We start from the raw sequence: 16,962 nt of genomic DNA on the forward strand, positions 1-16,962 counted from the left end.
CTGGCCTCCTAGGCCGCCGGAACGGAGGTGTAGACGGAGTTCTTGGCCGCGCTTTCCTCGACGGCCGAAAGGACGCGCTGCACCTGGAGTCCGTCGGCGAAGGAGGGCTCGGGGGCGGTGCCCTCGGCGACGGCGTGGACCAGGTCACGGGCCTGGTGGACGAAGGTGTGCTCATAGCCGAGCCCATGGCCCGGCGGCCACCAGGCGTCGAGATAGGGATGGTCGGGCTCGGTGACCAGGATGCGGCGGAATCCCGCGCTCACACCGGGTTCGGTGTGGTCGTGGAAGGAGAGTTCGTTGAGCCGTTCCAGGTCGAAGGCCAACGAGCCCAGCTCGCCGTTGAGTTCGATGCGGAGCGCGTTCTTGCGGCCCGCGGCGAACCGTGTCGCCTCGAAGGAGGCCAGGGCGCCGGAGGCGAGACGCCCGGTGAACAGGGCCGCGTCGTCCACGGTGACCTGGCCGCGTCCGCTGCCGCCGCCGGTGCCGCTGAGTCCGGCCGACGCCCCGTCGAGCAGCGGCCGTTCCCTGATGAATGTCTCGGTGACCGCCGAGACGCCGACCAGGGGCTCGCCCGCGAGGAACTGGGCGAGGTCGATGATGTGGGCGCCCAGGTCACCGAGTGCGCCCGAGCCCGCGGTGTCCTTGCGCAGCCGCCAGGTCAGCGGGAACTCGGGGTCGACCAGCCAGTCCTGGAGATAGCTGACCCGGACGTGCCGCAGGGTGCCGAGACGCCCCTCGGCGATCATCCGGCGGGCGAGCGCGGTCGCGGGCACCCGCCGGTAGTTGAAACCGACCATGGCGACCTGGCCCCGGGCGCGGGCCCGTTCGGCCGCCGCCACCATCGCCTCCGCCTCCTCGACCGTGTTGGCGAGGGGTTTCTCGCACAGCACGTGCTTGCCCGCCTCCAGCGCGGCCACGGCGATCTCCGCATGGCTGTCGCCAGGGGTGCAGATGTCGACCAGGTCGACATCGTCCCGGGCGATCAGGTCACGCCAGTCGGTCTCGGCCGCGGCCCAGCCGAGCCGGTCGGCCGCGACGGTCACGGCCTCCCGGTCACGGCCGCAGACGGCGGCGAGTACGGGCCGCCGCGGCAGGTCGAAGACCCGCCCGACGGTGCGCCAGCCCTGGGAGTGGGCGGCGCCCATGAAGGCGTAACCGACCATACCCACGCCCAGGGGTGGCTTCCCGGCCTCGGTGCCGCTGTCGGCCTGCTCCGACTGTCCCTTCGGGGCCATACGGATGTCCTCCTTATCATCGGCGTCATCCACATCCGCGACGCCATGACTGCTGTGTGGGGGCGGGCGCGCGCGTCTACTTGAAGCCGGTGGGCATGTACTGGTCGACGTTGTCCTTGTCGACGACGGCCGAGTAGAGCGTGATCTGGGCCGGGATCTCGAACTCGGCCATGCCGGACACGCCCTTGCTCTGGCCGAGCGCGCGCGCCAGGTCGATCGCGGAGGCGGCCATCGTCGGCGGGTACAGGACGGTGGCCTTCAGGACGCCGTTGTCGGCCTTGATCGCCTCGAAGGCGGAGAGCGCGCCCGCGCCGCCGACCATCAGGAACTCGTCGCGCCCGGCCTGGTCGATGGCGCGAAGGGCGCCGACGCCCTGGTCGTCGTCGTGGTTCCACAGCGCGTCGATCTGCTTCTGCGCCTGGAGCAGCTGCGCCATCTTGGCCTGGCCGGACTCGACGGTGAACTCGGCGGCCTGCCGGGCGACCTTCTTGATGTTCGGGTAGTTCTTGAGGGCGTCGTCGAAGCCCTGGGTGCGCTGCTTGGTCAGCTCCAGGTTGTCGATGCCGGCCAGCTCGACGACCTTGGCGTCCTGCTTGTCCTTCAGCTTCTCGCCGATGTACTGCCCGGCGTTGAAGCCCATGCCGTAGTTGTCGCCGCCGATCCAGCAGCGGTACGCCTGCGGGGAGTTGAAGATCCGGTCGAGGTTGACGACCGGGATGCCGGCACGCATCGCCTTGAGGCCGACCTGGGTGAGGGCCTTGCCGTCGGCGGGCAGGATGACGAGGACGTCGACCTTCTTGTTGATCAGCGTCTCGATCTGGCCGATCTGGGCGGCCGTGTCGTTGGAGCCCTCGGTGATCTCCAGCGTGACGTCCGAGTACTTCTTCGCGCGGTTCTTGGCGTTGTCGTTGATCGCGTTGAGCCAGCCGTGGTCGGCCTGCGGTCCCGCGAAGCCGATGGTGACCTGCTTGCCGGGCTTGTCGTCGGCCGCGGGCTGGTTGGTCGCGGACGCGGTGTTCTCCGACTTGGGGTCATTGCTGGTGCAGGCGGTGAGGAAGGCGCCCGCGCCCACGGCGGCGGTACCGAAGAGGATTCCTCTGCGACTCGGAATCTGTGGCATGTCGATGGCCTACTTCCCTTGAGGGTGGCGAGCGCCGGGCTAGGTAGTGGAAGCTGTGCGTCTTTGGACCAGGACGGCGGCGACGATGATCGCGCCCTTGGCGATCTGCTGGACGTCGCTCTGAAGGTTGTTCAGGGCGAAGATGTTGGTGATCGTGGTGAAGATCAGGACCCCGAGCACCGAGCCGACGATGGTGCCCCGGCCGCCGCTGAGGAGGGTGCCGCCGATGATCGCCGCGGCGATGGCGTCGAGTTCGTACAGATTGCCGTTCGTGTTCTGCCCTGAGCCGGACAGGATGATCAGCATGAAGGCCGCGATGCCGCAGCACAGCCCGGAGAGCAGATACAGGTAGAGCCGCTGACGCCGGACGTCGATACCGGCGAGCCGGGCCGCCTCGGAGTTGCCGCCGACGGCGACGGTGCGGCGGCCGAAGGTGGTGCGGTTCAGGACGAGCCAGCCGACGATCGTGACGGCCGCGAACACCATGACCAGGGGCGGGATACCGAGGACGTAGGAGTCCCGCTCGCCCAGGTTCAGGATGCTGTCGATGCTGGTGACCTGGGTCTTGCCGTCGGTGATCTGGAGGGCAAGTCCGCGCGCCGACGCCAGCATGGCGAGCGTGGCGATGAACGGGACCATTCCTCCGTACGCGATGAGCAGCCCGTTGACGAGTCCGCAGCCGAGACCGACGAGTACCGCCGTGAACAGGACGCCCACGAAGCCGTACTCCTGGGTGGCGAGGGTGGTCGCCCAGACCGAGGAGAGCGCGACGATCGCACCGACGGACAGGTCGATGCCGCCGCTCATGATGACGAAGGTCATACCGACCGTGACGACACCGATGACGGACGACAGGGTGAGCACCAGTTGGAGGTTCCTGGTGTCCAGGAACTCGTCGGGCTTGGTGATGCCGCCGATCAGGACGAGGGCGGCGAGCACGCCGAGCAGGGACAGGGTGCGCGCGTCGGCGCGTGCCCACACGGGACGCGACGGGCGGCCGTCCGCGGGTTCGTTCTTGCGGAGGGCGGGGCGCGGTCCGGTGTCGGACCCGTCCTGCTGGGCGGGCGAGGCAGGCTGCGTCATGACGTCGGGCTCCCTTCTGCTCGACTGGACGCGGACTCCGTGGGCACGGGGCTTCCTTCCATGACGAGGTCGAGTACGCGGTGTTCGTCCAGCTCCTGGGCGGGCGCCGTATGGACGACCCGGCCCTCGCGGAGCACCAGCACACGGTCGGCGAGGCCCAGCACTTCGGGGACCTCGCTGGAGACCATCAGGACGGCGAGGCCGTCGTCGGCGAGGCGGCGCACCACGGCGTACAGCTCGGCGCGGGCGCCGACGTCGACTCCGCGGGTCGGCTCGTCGAGGAGCAGGACCCGGCAGCCGCGCAGCAGCCAGCGGGCCAGGACCGCCTTCTGCTGGTTGCCGCCGGACAGGGTGCGGATCCGGGCGTCCGGGTTGTCCGGGCGCAGGGACAGTTCACGGGTGGCCTGTTGGGCCGCGGCGCGTTCGGCGCCCCGGTCGAGCCAACCGCCGCGTGAGAAGCGGGACATGGAGGAGACCGACACGTTGTTGGTGACGGACTCCAGCATCAGCAGCGCCTGTGCCTTGCGCTCCTCGGGGGCGAGCCCGAGTCCGGCGCGCACGGCGGACCGTACGCTGCCGGGGCGCAGCGGCTGGCCGTCGACGAGGACGCGGCCCGCGGTGGGTTTGCGGGCGCCGTAGACGGTCTCCAGGATCTCGGAGCGTCCGGAGCCGACGAGTCCGGCGAGGCCGACGATCTCACCGGGCCGCAGTTCGAGGTCGACGGGCTCGAACTCCCCGTCGCGGGCGAGCCCTTCGACGGTGAGGATCGGGGCCGGTCGCTCGGTGGTGAAGGTGGGGCGCGGCGGGAACACGTACTCGACATTGCGGCCGGTCATCAGGGCGACGACCTCGCGGGTCGGCGTCGAGTCGGCGGGCAGTCCCCCCGCGACCGCCCGCCCGTCCTTGAGGACGGTGACCCGGTGGCCGATGCGGCGGATCTCCTCCAGGCGGTGCGAGATGTAGACGACGGCGACGCCCTCGGCGGTGAGGTCGCCGACGATCCGGAAGAGGTTGTCGACCTCGTCGGGGTCGAGGGCGGCCGACGGCTCGTCCATCACGATGAGGCGCACGTCGTGCGAGAGGGCCCGCGCCATGGACACGACCTGCTGCTGGGCGGCGGACAGCGCGCCGACGAGCCGGGCCGGGTCGATCTCCGGGTGGCCGAGCCGGCGCAGCAGGTTCGCGGCGGAGGTACGGGCCTCCCGGCCGCGTACGACGAATCCGGCGGTGGTCGGCTCATGGCCGAGGAAGACATTCTCGGCGACCGAGAGGTGTTCGACCAGGTCGAGTTCCTGGTAGATGGTGGCGATCCCGAGGCGCATCGCGGCGATCGGGGACTTCAGGGTGACACGCTCGCCGCGCCAGGTGATCTCGCCGTCGTCGGGCTGGTGGGCCCCGGCGAGGACCTTGATGAGCGTGGACTTCCCGGCGCCGTTCTGGCCGAGCAGGCAGTGGACCTCGCCCGCCAGGACCTCCAGGTCGACGCCGTCGAGCGCGCGGACTCCGGGGAACGACTTGGTGATGCCGGACATGCTGAGCAGGGGTGGTTCTGGGGCCATGACGGGGTTCCCCTCGGCGGTTCGGCCGGTTTCAGGGCAGGGCTGACGTACGCGGGGCGGGACTGGGTGTGTTACGGGGTGGACGGGCGGGCTGGATCAGGGCAGGCGGGACCAGGGCAGGGCTGAGGTGCGCGGGTGCTGTGGTGGTGCGTCAGTGGTGCGGCTCTTGCGCGTGGTGCGGGTGTGCACGTGGTGCGGATGTGCCGGTAGAGCGGATGTGTGTGCCTGTGGAGCGGGTGTGCCTGTAGTGCCTGTGGTGCGGCTCTTACGTTTGGTGCACGTGGTGCGCGCCGGTCAGGCCGGCGAGAACAGGTGGTCGCTGATGAGCCGGGCGCCGCCGATGACACCGGCGGCGGGCCCCAACTCGCCCAGGACGATGGGCAGATTGCCGGTCGCGAGGGGAAGCGACTGGCGGTAGACCTGGGTGCGGATCGCGGCGAGCAGGGTGTGGCCGAGTCCGGTCACACCGCCGCCGATGACCACCAGGCCCGGATTGAAGAAGCTGACGAGTCCGGCGATGACCTGGCCGGTGCGGTTGCCGCCCTCGCGGATGAGGTCGAGTGCGGTGGAGTCGCCGGCCGACGCCGCCGCGGCGACATCGGCCGCGGTCAGCTCCCCCGCGATCTCCAGGCGGCTCGCCAGCTCCGCGGACCGGCCCTGTTCGGCGGCCTCCTGGGCGTCGCGGGCCAGCGCGGCGCCGCTGAAGTGGGCTTCCAGACAACCCCGGTTGCCACAGGCGCAGGGGCGTCCGTCGGGTTCGACCTGGATATGGCCGATGTCTCCCGCGCTGCCGGTGGTGCCGCGGTGGACCTCGCCGCCGACGACGATGCCGCAGCCGATACCGGTACCGATCTTGACGCAGAGGAAGTCGCCCACGGAGCGTGCGACGCCCGCGTGCTGCTCCCCCATCGCCATCAGGTTCACGTCGTTGTCGACCATGACGGGGCAGCCCAGGTCCTGGCTGAGCGCCTCGCGGACCGGGAAACCGTCCCAGCCGGGCATGATCGGCGGGGCGACCGGGACGCCCTCGGGGAAGCGGACGGGTCCCGGGACGCCGATACCGGCGCCGTCGAAGCCTTCCGCGAGTCCCGAGGCGCGCAGCTTGGCCGCCATGGCGAGAACCTGCTCGAAGACGGCGACCGGTCCTTCGCGTACGTCGAGGGGCTGGGTGATGTGACCGAGCACCTCCAGTTCGGCGTTGGTCACGGCCACGTCGACCGAGGTGGCGCCGATGTCGACGCCGAGGAACCGCAGCGCGGGCGCGAGCCGGATGTTGTGGGAGCGGCGGCCACCGCGCGAGGCGGCGAGTCCGTCGGCGACCACGAGTCCGGTCTCCAGGAGCCGGTCCACCTCGACGGCCAGCTTCGACCGGGAGAGATCGACCTGATCGCCCAGCTGGGCCCGGGAGTTGGGGCCTCCGTCGCGCAACAGCCTGAGCAACTTGGCCTGATGCGCGTTCGCGGGTCGAGCCGTCATGCGTCTCACGTGCCCCTCCCCGCCACTTCGGCTGTGTTCTTCGTGCTTTCGAGGGGAACGTAGCAGTGCTTTGCCGGGCTGGGAAGAAGTTGAGCGGGAATTACCCACGACTTTCTCCAGTCACAGGACAAAGAGCGGGACGCAGGCACACCACGAAGGGCCCTGTACGGACAGGGCCCTTGAGGACAAATCGGGGTGAAGGGGTGCCGAAAGCGGCGGGCGGGGCTACTTCTCGCGCTCGTGGTAGGTCGTGCGCGTGTGTTCCGTATGGGCGCGCATCACTTCGGTGGCGCGCCGCTCGTCGCGCCCGGCGATCGCCGCGATCAGCTCGCGGTGCTCGATCCAGGACTGCCGGCCGCGCTGCCGGGCGACCGGCGTGTAGTACCAGCGCACCCGGCGGTCCACCTGCCCGGCCAGTTCGGACAGGACCAGATTCCCGGCCAGTTCCATCACCTTGGCGTGGAAGGCGGCGTTGGTCGCGACGACCAGGTCCACCTCGCCGTCCTCGACGGCCTGTTCGCCCCGGGCGCAGAGTTCTTCGAGGGCGGCGATCCCGTCCGAGCCCGCCTTGGCGGCGGCGAGCCGGGCCGCCTCCGCCTCCAGGAGGGTGCGTACGGTGAGGAGTTGGTCCGCCTCCTCCTCGGTGGGCTCGTGCACGAACGCGCCCTGCGCGGGCCGCAGATCGACCCAGCCCTCGGTGTTGAGGCGTTGCAGCGCCTCCCGTACCGGCTGCCGTGACACCCCCAGGTGTCCGGCGAGTTCGGACTCCACCAGGTGCTGGCCCGGTTGCAGGGCGCGGGTCGTGATGAGTTCGAGCAACGCCTCGTAGACCCGCTCACGCAGAGGGCCCGGCCGCTCAAGGCGGGGCACCGCTCCCTGGGGCAGTCCTTGGGACAACATCGCGGTCCCCCTCCTGGGTGGTGACGCCAACAATTGGTTATTGTCTACAGTCTACCGCGCAGAAAGGGTAGGGCGAGCGGGAGTTGGGCTCGTCACATGTGCCCGACAGGCAGGCGCCGGCCGGCTCGCCACCTCACGGGCAGCGGATCACGGGCAGCAGATCAGGGGCAGCAGATCAGGGGCAGCGGATGACCAGCCCCGCGTACGAGAGGTTCCCGCCGAAGCCGAAGAGGAGTACCGGCGCACCCGAGCCGATCTCGCCGCGTTCGACCAGCTTGGAGAGGGCGAGCGGAATACTGGCCGCCGAGGTGTTGCCGGAGTCGACGACGTCGCGGGCGACGACGGCGTTGACGGCGCCGATCTTCTCCGCGAGGGGTTCGATGATCCGCAGGTTGGCCTGGTGCAGGACGACGCCCGCGAGGTCCTCGGGCGTGAGTCCGGCCCGCTCGCACGCCTGGCGGGCCAGCGGGGGCAGCTTGGTGGTGGCCCAGCGGTAGACGCTCTGCCCCTCCTGTGCGAACCGGGCCGGCTCGCCCTCGATCCGTACGGCGTTGCCCATCTCCGGCACGGATCCCCACAGCACCGGACCGATGCCCGGCTCCTCGTCGGGCGGGCACGCCTCGACCACGGCGGCGCCCGCGCCGTCGCCGACCAGGACACAGGTGGTGCGGTCGGTCCAGTCGGCGACCTGGGTCATCTTGTCGGCGCCGATGACCAGGGCGCGGGTCGCCGCTCCGGCCCGTATGGCGTGGTCGGCGGTGGCGAGTGCGTGGGTGAACCCGGCGCAGACGACGTTGACGTCCAGGGCGGCGGGGCCCGGCACACCGAGCCGGGCGGCGACACGCGCGGCCATGTTCGGGGACCGGTCGATCGCGGTCGAGGTGGCGACCACGACGAGGTCGATGTCGGCGGGGGCCAGACCCGCGGCGGCGAGCGCCTTGGCCCCTGCGTGTCCGGCCAGTTCGTCCACCGGCTCGTCGGGTCCCGCGATGTGCCGGGTCCTGATGCCCACGCGTGAGGTGATCCACTCGTCACTGGTGTCGACCATGCCCGCGAGGTCCGCGTTGGTGAGCACACCCGCGGGCTGGTAGTGGCCGACGGCGGTGATGCGTGAGCCGCTCATGTACGGGGTCCCCCTGGGGTGCGGTGAGATCACGGACTCTCCAGTCTGGCCAGCGACTCACCAGTACGACGGCAGGTAAAGCGACAGTATTGGCGCGCAGTCCTTGTGGGCTTCGACAGCGCTTCATGATCGACAACCGCATCCGTCACGGACGGTCACCGGAAGGGGACGGTCCGCCTCAGGGTGTGACCTCGCGCCCCGGGCCGGACCGTCTCACCGGTCACCCGGTGAAGAGTTTCGTCGCTTTCTGTACGAGTTCGTACACCCCGTATCCGAGGGGCAGCCCCACCCACAGCCAGGCGAAGAGGATCAGACCCCGGCGGCGGGGCGGGGTGTCAGGCGGACTGCTGGTGGCGTGCGGTGTCGTCATCGGCGGCCTCCCTCGGTGCGGGGATGTGGTGGCGGGAGTGCACGGGCCGGACCAGTTCGTTGGCGACGAAGCCGACGGCGAGCAGGCAGATCATGATGATCAGGGAGAGTCCGTAGAGCCCGGCGCCGTGTTTGCCGGCCTCTTCCTGGCGGTCGGCGACCCAGTTGACGATGAGCGGTCCGAGGACGCCCGCGGTGGACCAGGCGGTGAGCAGCCGGCCGTGGATGGCGCCGACCTGGTAGGTGCCGAAGAGGTCCTTGAGGTAGGCGGGGACGGTGGCGAAGCCGCCGCCGTAGAAGGAGAGGATCACCAGCGCGCAGATCACGAAGAGCGGTTTCGACGCGTCGCCGAACTGGGCGATCAGCAGGTACATCAGAGCGCCGACGCCGAGGTAGAGCCGGTAGACGTTCTTGCGGCCGATCAGGTCGGACGTCGACGACCAGCCGATGCGGCCCGCCATGTTGGCCGCCGACAGGAGCGCGACGAACCCGGCGGCGGCGGACGCCGAGACGGGGGCGCTGGTGTCGGCGAAGAAGTCCGTGATCATCGGCGCGGCCTTCTCCAGGATGCCGATGCCCGCGGTGACGTTCATACAGAGCACCACCCACAGACACCAGAACTGCGGGGTGCGCACGGCCTGTCGGGCGGAGACCTGGGGACCGTCGAGCGGCGCGGGCCCGCCCGGTTTCGCGGGACCTTCGGCCTGCGGGACCCGTACCAGGAGCACGCCGAGGGTCATGAAGACGGCGTAGGTCAGTCCGTGCACCAGGAAGGCGAGGGCGATTCCGGAGGAGTCGGCGCCGAAGGAGTCCAGCATCTGCGCGGACCAGGGCGCGGCGATGAGGGCGCCGCCGCCGAAGCCCATGATGGCGATTCCGGTGGCCATGCCGGGCCGGTCGGGGAACCACTTGATCAGCGTGGAGACCGGGGAGATGTAGCCGATGCCGAGACCGATCCCGCCGACGAATCCGTAGCCGAGGACGATCAGCCAGTACTGGCGGGTCTCGGCGCCGAGTGCGGCGATCAGGAAGCCCGACGTGAAGCAGACCAGGGCCACGGTCATGGCCCAGCGGGGGCCGCGGCGTTCGACGAGTGTCCCGCCGAAGGCGGCGGACAGGCCGAGCATCACGATGCCGAGTTGGAAGGGCAGGGCGCTCTGGGTGCCGCTGAGGCCGAGCGCGGTCTCCAGTGGGGGCTTGAAGACGCTCCAGGCGTAGACCTGGCCGATCGACAGGTGGACGGAGAGCGCTGCGGGCGGCACGAGCCAGCGGCTCCAGCCGGTGGGGGCGACGGGTGGGCTCATGATCCCGAACGATAGGAACCCGCGCGGTTGTTGGGAAGCTCCCGCACAGAACCGCCCAAGAACCACCGCGTTTCCCATGACTCCCCCAAGAGCCGCCCGGGTGCTGCGCGAACCCTTGCTGAGGCAAGTTCCATACTGTAGACAATATTTCGTCGACACAGTCGGGACACCCTTCTCGGTCCCTCAACCGATCGGAGCGCCCCACGTGAAAGTCGCAGTACTCGGCGCCGGTGCGATCGGCGCCTACGTCGGGGCCGCGCTGCACCGCGCCGGCGCCGATGTGCATCTCATCGCCCGTGGACCGCATCTGGCGGCCATGAGGCAGCACGGAGTACGCGTGTTCAGTCCGCGCGGTGACTTCACCGCGCGTGCCCACGCCACCGACGACCCGGCCACGGTCGGCCCGGTCGATTTCGTCTTCCTCGGCCTCAAGGCCAACTCGTACGCGGCGTGCGGGCCGCTGATCGAGCCCCTGCTCCATCCGACGACGGCGGTGATCGCCGCCCAGAACGGCATTCCCTGGTGGTACTTCCACCGGCACGGCGGCCCGCACGACGGGCAGCGCGTCGAGAGTGTGGACCCCGGCGGCGCGGTCAGTGCGGTGCTCGCGCCCGAACGGGCCATCGGCTGTGTCGTCTACGCGGCGACCGAGCTGGAGGGTCCGGGCGTGGTCCGCCATCTGGAAGGCACCCGGTTCTCCATCGGCGAACCGGACCGGACGGTCTCCGACCGGTGCACCGACTTCAGCGAGGCCATGCAGGCGGGCGGGCTGAAGTGCCCGGTCGAACCGGACCTGCGCGGCGACATCTGGATCAAGCTGCTCGGCAACATCTCCTTCAACCCGATCAGCGCCCTGTCCCGCGCGACGATGCGTCAGATGTGTCTGCACGGCGGCACCCGGCGCGTCATCGAGATCATGATGTCCGAGACGCTGGCGGTCGCCGCGGCCCTCGGCTGCGAACCGGACATCTCCATCGAGCGGCGCCTCGCCGGCGCCGAACGCGTCGGCGACCACCGCACCTCCACTCTCCAGGACCTGGAGCGCGGCAAACCGCTCGAACTCGACGTGCTGCTCGCGGCCGTCGTGGAACTGGCGGAGATCACCGGCGTGCCGGTGCCCACGCTCCGTACCGTGCACGCCCTTTCGGATCTGCTCGCGTCGAGGAGCGCCGCATGAGCAAACGCGACCGTACGCCGAAGACATACACCCGGCTCACACACCCGCTGGTGCGGGACTCCCGTGCCGCGCCGTTCCGGCGGGCCACCTGGGACGAGGCCCTGGACCGGGCCGCCGAGGGGCTACGGGCCGCGCGGGGCTCCTTCGGGATGTTCTCGTGCGCCCGTGCCACCAACGAGATGAACTACGTGGCGCAGAAGTTCACCCGCGTGGTGATGGGCACCAACAACGTCGACTCCTGCAACCGGACCTGCCACGCGCCCAGCGTGGCGGGTCTGACGGCAGCCTTCGGTTCGGGCGGCGGCACCTCCTCGTACGAGGAGGTCGAGCACACCGATCTGATCGTGATGTGGGGCTCCAACGCCCGCTTCGCGCACCCGATCTTCTTCCAGCACGTCCTCAAGGGCATACGCAACGGTGCCCAGATGTACGCCGTCGACCCGCGCCGCACCTCGACGGCCGAGTGGGCGGAGAGCTGGCTCGGCCTCAATGTCGGTACGGACATCCCGATGGCGCACGCGATCGGCCGCGAGATCATCCACGCGGGCCTGGCCAACCGGGCGTTCATCGACCGGGCCACCTCCGGCTTCGAGGAGTACAAGGAGCTGGTGGAACCCTGGACGCTGTCCCTCGCCGAGAAGGTGACAGGCGTACCGGCCCCGGCGATACGGGAGTTGGCGCATGTGTTCGCCCGCGCGGAGCGGGCCCAGCTGTGCTGGACACTCGGCATCACCGAGCACCACAACGGCACCGACAACGTCCGCGCGCTGATCAACCTCTGCCTGCTGACCGGGCACGTCGGCCGGTTCGGCTCCGGGCTCCAGCCGCTGCGCGGGCAGAACAACGTCCAGGGCGGCGGCGACATGGGAGCCATCCCCAACCGGCTGCCCGGCTTCCAGGACATCCTCGACCCGCAGTCCCGGCTGAAGTTCGAGGCCGCGTGGGACACCGTGATCCAGCCGCACTACGGGCTGAACCTCACGGAGATGTTCGAGGCGATGGAGGAGGGCACCCTCAAGGCGGTCTACTGCATCGGCGAGAACCCCGCCCAGTCCGAGGCCGACAGCGAACAGGCCGTCCGCCGGATGCGGGCCCTGGACTTCCTGGTCGTCCAGGATATCTTCCTCACGAAGACCGCCGAACTCGCCGATGTGGTGCTGCCCGCCACGGCCGGCTGGGCGGAGACCGACGGCACCACCACCAACAGCGAACGGCGCGTGCAGCGGGTCCGCAAGGCGGTCACCCCGCCCGGCGAGGCCCGCGAGGACATCGACATCCTCTGCGACCTGGCGGGCCGACTCGGCCACGACTGGAAGTACGCGGACGCCGAATCCGTCTGGAACGAACTGCGGTCTGTGTCACCCGACCACTACGGCATGACCTATGAACGGCTCGCCGAGCACCAGGGCATCCAGTGGCCCTGCCCCACCACCGACCGGCTCGAACCGACGTATCTGCACGGCAGGTTGTGGGAGTCCGACCCCGCGCTGCGCGGCCGGCGCGCGCCGTTCGGCCTGGTGCGGCACGACCCACCGGTGGACCTCACCGACGAGGAGTACCCGATCCGCCTGACCACCGGGCGACGCCTCGACTCGTACAACACCGGGGTGCAGAGCGGTGGTTTCGCCTCGCCGCTGCGGCGCGGCGAGTACGTCGAGCTGTGCCCGGAGGACGCCGAGCGGTACGGGGTCGTGGTGGGCGAGGAGGTCCAGGTCAGCTCGCGCCGGGGCGCGGTCGTCGCGCCGGTGTGGGTCGATCCGGCGCTGCGCCCCGGCCTTGCCTTCATGACCATGCACTTTCCCGACGAGGTCGACACCAACCAGCTCACCATCGAGGCGAACTGCCCGATCGCGGGCACCGCGGAGTTCAAGGCGTCGGCGATCCGCATCGACAAGCTGCCCGTCGCGGCCGTGAGGAGCTGAGGCAGGACATGGATCTGCGTTTCGGTGACAGCAAGCCGACCGATGAGGAGCGGGCCGCGATCGACGCGCTGCTCGGCCCGCCCGCGTCGGCGTGGGAGGCGCCCGCCGGGGTCTGGATGGACCGCCCGGACGAGGATCTGCGCTGGGCGCGCGGTGGACGCGCGGCACGGGACAGGCGCGACCAGCTGTTGCCGGGGCTGCACGCCGTCAACGACCGGATCGGCTGGATCAGCGAGGGGGCACTGGACTATCTGTGCCGCCGGCTGACCGTCCCGCCGGCCGAGGCGTACGGCGTGGCGACGTTCTACTCGATGTTCGCGGTGAAGCCGCGCCCGGCGACCGTGCTGCATGTGTGCACGGATCTGGCGTGCGCGGCGGCGGGCGCGGCCGAGGTGTGCGCCGGGGCCGCGTCACGGCTCGGCCCCGGCAGTGGGGTCACCGTCGAGCGCAGCCCGTGTCTGGGCCTGTGCGAGCGGGCCCCGGCGGCCCTCGCGGTACGGGCCGGTGACCCGGTGCGTACGGCGGTGGCCGCGCCCGCGACCGAGGAGTCCGCGGTGCTCGCGGCGACGGCGCCCGATGCGGCGCCCGAGGAACCACCGGCGGCGATGGCGGTGCCGCAGGCCGGGGACGCGTCCCTGGTGCTGCTGCGCCGGGTGGGCGTGGTGGATCCGGGGTCCCTGGACGACTACCGGGCACACGGCGGCTACACGGCGCTGCGCCGGGCGTTCGCGATCGGTCCTGCCGCGGTGATCCGTGAGGTCACCGACGCGGGTCTGCTCGGCCGGGGCGGCGCCGCCTTCCCGACCGGCGTCAAGTGGCAGGCCACCGCGTCCCAGCCGGACCAGCCGCACTACGTCGTCTGCAACGCCGACGAGTCGGAGCCGGGCACCTTCAAGGACCGTGTGGTCATGGAGGGCGATCCGTACGCGCTGGTCGAGGCGATGACCATCGCCGGGTACGCGGTCGGCGCGCACAAGGGCTACCTCTATCTGCGGGGCGAGTACCCGCGCGCCCTGGAGCGGATGAGCCACGCGATCGAGCGGGCACGCGCGCGGGGTCTGCTCGGCGACGACGTCCTCGGGCAGGGCTACGCGTTCGACATCGAGATCCGGCGCGGCGCGGGCGCGTACATCTGCGGTGAGGAGACCGCGCTGTTCAACTCCATCGAGGGCTATCGCGGGGAGCCGCGCTCCAAGCCGCCGTTCCCCGTCGAGAAGGGCCTGTTCGGCAAGCCGACGGCCGCGAACAATGTCGAGACGCTGGTCAACGTGCTGCCGATCCTGACCATGGGCGCCCAGGCGTACGCGGCGATCGGCACCGGCAAATCGACCGGACCGAAGCTGTTCTGCGTCTCGGGGACCGTGGCACGGCCCGGGATCTACGAGCTGCCGTTCGGCGCCACGCTCGGTGATCTGCTCGACCTCGCGGGAAAGCCTCCGGCGCTGCGGGCGATCCTGCTCGGCGGCGCGGCGGGCGGCTTCGTACGGCCCGACGAACTGGACATCCCGCTCACCTTCGAGGGCACCCGCGAGGCCGGCACCACGCTGGGCTCCGGTGTGGTGCTCGCCTTCGACGACACCGTCCCGCTCCCCCGGGTGCTGCTGCGCATCGCCGAGTTCTTCCGCGACGAGTCGTGCGGGCAGTGCGTGCCGTGCCGGGTCGGCACCGTCCGCCAGGAGGAGGCCCTGCACCGCATCGCGGACCGCACCGGCGCCGCGGCGACAGGCGACATCGCCCTGCTCAGGGAGGTGGGGCGGGCCATGAAGGACGCCTCGATCTGCGGTCTCGGACAGACCGCGTGGAACGCCGTGGAATCCGCCATCGACCGACTGGGGGCGTACGAATGACCGCGATCCCGCTGCAACCGCCGCGCCGCCTCCTGGAGTTCACGCTCGACGAGGAACCGGTACTCGTCGTCGAGGGCGCCACGATCCTCGACGCCTGCCGGGCCGCGGGCAAGGACATCCCGACGCTCTGCCAGGGCGACACGCTGACCCCGAAGAACGCCTGCCGGGTCTGCGTGGTCGAGGTCGAGGGCGCCCGGACCCTGGCGCCCGCGTGCTCCCGTAAGGCCGAGCCGGGCATGACGGTCCGCACGGACACCGAGCGGGCCCGGCACAGCCGCAAGGTCGTCCTGGAACTTCTCGCGTCCTCGGTCGACCTCTCCACCACACCGAAGGTCGCGAACTGGCTCAAGGAGTACGACGCCCGCCCTGACCGGTTCGGCCCGGACGCGGCCCGCGTGGAGGAGGAGCCGAAGGTCGACAACGACCTGTATGTACGTGACTACGACAAGTGCATCCTCTGCTACAAGTGCGTCGACGCGTGCGGCGACCAGTGGCAGAACACCTTCGCGATCTCGGTGACGGGACGCGGCTTCGACGCCCGGATCGCCGTCGAGCACGACGCGCCGCTCACCGACTCGGCGTGCGTGTACTGCGGCAACTGCATCGAGGTCTGCCCGACGGGCGCGCTGTCGTTCAAGTCCGAGTTCGACATGCGGGCGGCCGGCACCTGGGACGAGGAGCGGCAGACGGAGACGACGACGGTGTGCGCGTACTGCGGTGTGGGCTGCAACCTCACGCTCCATGTGCAGGACAATGAGATCGTGAAGGTCACATCGCCGCACGACAATCCGGTGACCCACGGCAACCTCTGCATCAAGGGTCGCTTCGGCTACCAGCACGTACAGAACCGGGACTGATCACCCATGGGACGAGTCACCGAGCGCCGCCGCGTCATCCGTATCCGGGACGGGCAGGTCACCACCCGCCCGGACACCCTCGTCGCCGAGGAACCCCTGGAGATCCGGCTGAACGGCAAACCCCTCGCCATCACGATGCGCACCCCGGGCGACGACTTCGCGCTCGCGGCGGGCTTCCTGGTGAGCGAGGGCGTGCTCGGCTCGGCCGACGAACTGCGCAACATCGTGTACTGCGCCGGGGCCACCGAGGACGGCTCGAACACCTACAACGTGGTGGACGTGCAGCTCGCGCCCGGTGTCCCGGTCCCCGACATCACCCTGGAGCGGAACGTCTACACCACCTCGTCGTGCGGCCTGTGCGGCAAGGCGAGCCTGGACGCGGTCCGTACGACGACCCGCTTCACGATCGACGACGCTCCCCCGGTCCGGCTGGAACCCGAACTGCTCGCGAGCCTCCCCGACCGGCTTCGCGCCGCCCAACGGGTCTTCGACCGGACCGGGGGTCTCCACGCGGCGGCCCTCTTCACGGAGGGGGGCGAGCTGCTGGACATCAGGGAGGACGTCGGCCGGCACAACGCCGTCGACAAGCTCGTCGGCCGCGCCCTCCAGAACGGTGAGCTGCCGCTGTCCCGGGTCGTCCTCCTGGTCTCGGGGCGCGCCTCCTTCGAACTGGCGCAGAAGGCCGTGATGGCGGGCATCCCGGTGCTCGCCGCGGTCTCCGCGCCGTCCTCGCTGGCCGTCGACCTCGCCGCCGAATCGGGTCTCACCCTGGTCGGCTTCCTGCGGGGCACCTCCATGAACGTGTACGCCGGCGCGCACCGGATCGCCCTCACGGCCACGGCCGCCCAGGGCTGACCCCCGGGCCCGCCGACGACACGGCGGTGGGGCCCCGACCGGCGGGGAGCGCCCCCTGCGCCGGCGGGGCCCCGCCTTTTCTCCTGCCCGGAAGGGCGCACTCCCGCCCGTAAGCGGGCACTCCCGCCCGGAATG

At 70.6% G+C, this 16,962-nt stretch carries 14 protein-coding genes; 5 read left to right on the forward strand and 9 right to left on the reverse strand.

Translation table 11 applies throughout. The annotated features are described in order from the left end of the window. Positions 1-8: 8 nt before the first annotated feature. The 9 genes from ACFVT5_RS21670 to ACFVT5_RS21710 form a co-directional block, all read right to left on the reverse strand. The gene (locus ACFVT5_RS21670) at positions 9-1,235 is read right to left on the reverse strand and encodes a Gfo/Idh/MocA family protein (RefSeq protein ID WP_389890165.1); all 1,227 of its coding nucleotides are present in this window, start codon (positions 1,233-1,235) and stop codon (positions 9-11) included. Between the two features lie 76 nt (positions 1,236-1,311). Beyond that, a complete protein-coding gene (locus ACFVT5_RS21675; RefSeq protein ID WP_389890168.1) occupies positions 1,312-2,355 on the reverse strand; it encodes a substrate-binding domain-containing protein in 1,044 nt (347 codons plus the stop codon). Between the two features lie 39 nt (positions 2,356-2,394). Continuing rightward, the gene (locus ACFVT5_RS21680) at positions 2,395-3,438 is read right to left on the reverse strand and encodes an ABC transporter permease (protein WP_389890171.1); all 1,044 of its coding nucleotides are present in this window, start codon (positions 3,436-3,438) and stop codon (positions 2,395-2,397) included. Then, on the reverse strand, positions 3,435-4,997 hold the full coding sequence (locus ACFVT5_RS21685) for a sugar ABC transporter ATP-binding protein (RefSeq protein ID WP_389890174.1): 1,563 nt from the start codon (positions 4,995-4,997) through the stop codon (positions 3,435-3,437). Before ACFVT5_RS21685 ends, ACFVT5_RS21680 begins: the two co-directional genes overlap by 4 nt. Positions 4,998-5,291: 294 nt before the next feature. Beyond that, a complete protein-coding gene (locus tag ACFVT5_RS21690) occupies positions 5,292-6,473 on the reverse strand; it encodes an ROK family protein (protein WP_389890177.1) in 1,182 nt (393 codons plus the stop codon). A gap of 225 nt (positions 6,474-6,698) precedes the next feature. Further along, the gene (locus tag ACFVT5_RS21695; RefSeq protein ID WP_389890180.1) at positions 6,699-7,373 is read right to left on the reverse strand and encodes a GntR family transcriptional regulator; all 675 of its coding nucleotides are present in this window, start codon (positions 7,371-7,373) and stop codon (positions 6,699-6,701) included. Positions 7,374-7,548: 175 nt separating this feature from the next. After that, entirely contained in the window at positions 7,549-8,496 is a 948-nt protein-coding gene (locus ACFVT5_RS21700; protein WP_389890183.1) for a beta-ketoacyl-ACP synthase III, read from the reverse strand. 220 nt (positions 8,497-8,716) lie between these two features. Continuing rightward, positions 8,717-8,866 carry a hypothetical protein gene (locus ACFVT5_RS21705; protein WP_389890187.1) on the reverse strand — a complete coding sequence of 50 codons (150 nt, stop codon included), beginning with the start codon at positions 8,864-8,866 and terminating at the stop codon, positions 8,717-8,719. Next, the gene (locus ACFVT5_RS21710; RefSeq protein WP_389890190.1) at positions 8,832-10,169 is read right to left on the reverse strand and encodes an OFA family MFS transporter; all 1,338 of its coding nucleotides are present in this window, start codon (positions 10,167-10,169) and stop codon (positions 8,832-8,834) included. Before ACFVT5_RS21710 ends, ACFVT5_RS21705 begins: the two co-directional genes overlap by 35 nt. A gap of 205 nt (positions 10,170-10,374) precedes the next feature. Between ACFVT5_RS21710 and ACFVT5_RS21715 the strand changes: the two genes are divergently transcribed. Genes ACFVT5_RS21715 through fdhD form a run of 5 tightly spaced genes read left to right on the forward strand, consistent with a single transcriptional unit; the run spans position 10,375 to position 16,827 of the window. Continuing rightward, the gene (locus ACFVT5_RS21715) at positions 10,375-11,346 is read left to right on the forward strand and encodes a 2-dehydropantoate 2-reductase (RefSeq protein ID WP_389890193.1); all 972 of its coding nucleotides are present in this window, start codon (positions 10,375-10,377) and stop codon (positions 11,344-11,346) included. After that, positions 11,343-13,268, forward strand: coding sequence for a molybdopterin oxidoreductase family protein (locus ACFVT5_RS21720; protein WP_389890196.1), 1,926 nt, complete (start codon positions 11,343-11,345; stop codon positions 13,266-13,268). The genes ACFVT5_RS21715 and ACFVT5_RS21720 overlap by 4 nt, the downstream gene beginning before the upstream one ends. A gap of 8 nt (positions 13,269-13,276) precedes the next feature. Beyond that, complete coding sequence (locus ACFVT5_RS21725; protein ID WP_389890199.1) at positions 13,277-15,115, forward strand: NAD(P)H-dependent oxidoreductase subunit E; 1,839 nt, start codon at positions 13,277-13,279, stop codon at positions 15,113-15,115. After that, positions 15,112-15,972: a 2Fe-2S iron-sulfur cluster-binding protein gene (locus tag ACFVT5_RS21730; protein ID WP_389890202.1), complete on the forward strand. Its 861-nt coding sequence runs from the start codon at positions 15,112-15,114 to the stop codon at positions 15,970-15,972. Before ACFVT5_RS21725 ends, ACFVT5_RS21730 begins: the two co-directional genes overlap by 4 nt. Before the next feature lie 6 nt (positions 15,973-15,978). Beyond that, positions 15,979-16,827 (forward strand): formate dehydrogenase accessory sulfurtransferase FdhD, encoded by an 849-nt coding sequence (gene fdhD, locus ACFVT5_RS21735; RefSeq protein WP_389890205.1) that lies wholly within the window; start codon positions 15,979-15,981, stop codon positions 16,825-16,827. Positions 16,828-16,962 lie beyond the last annotated feature (135 nt).

The organism is Streptomyces sp. NPDC058001, from assembly GCF_042886315.1.
GTDB lineage: Bacteria > Actinomycetota > Actinomycetes > Streptomycetales > Streptomycetaceae > Streptomyces.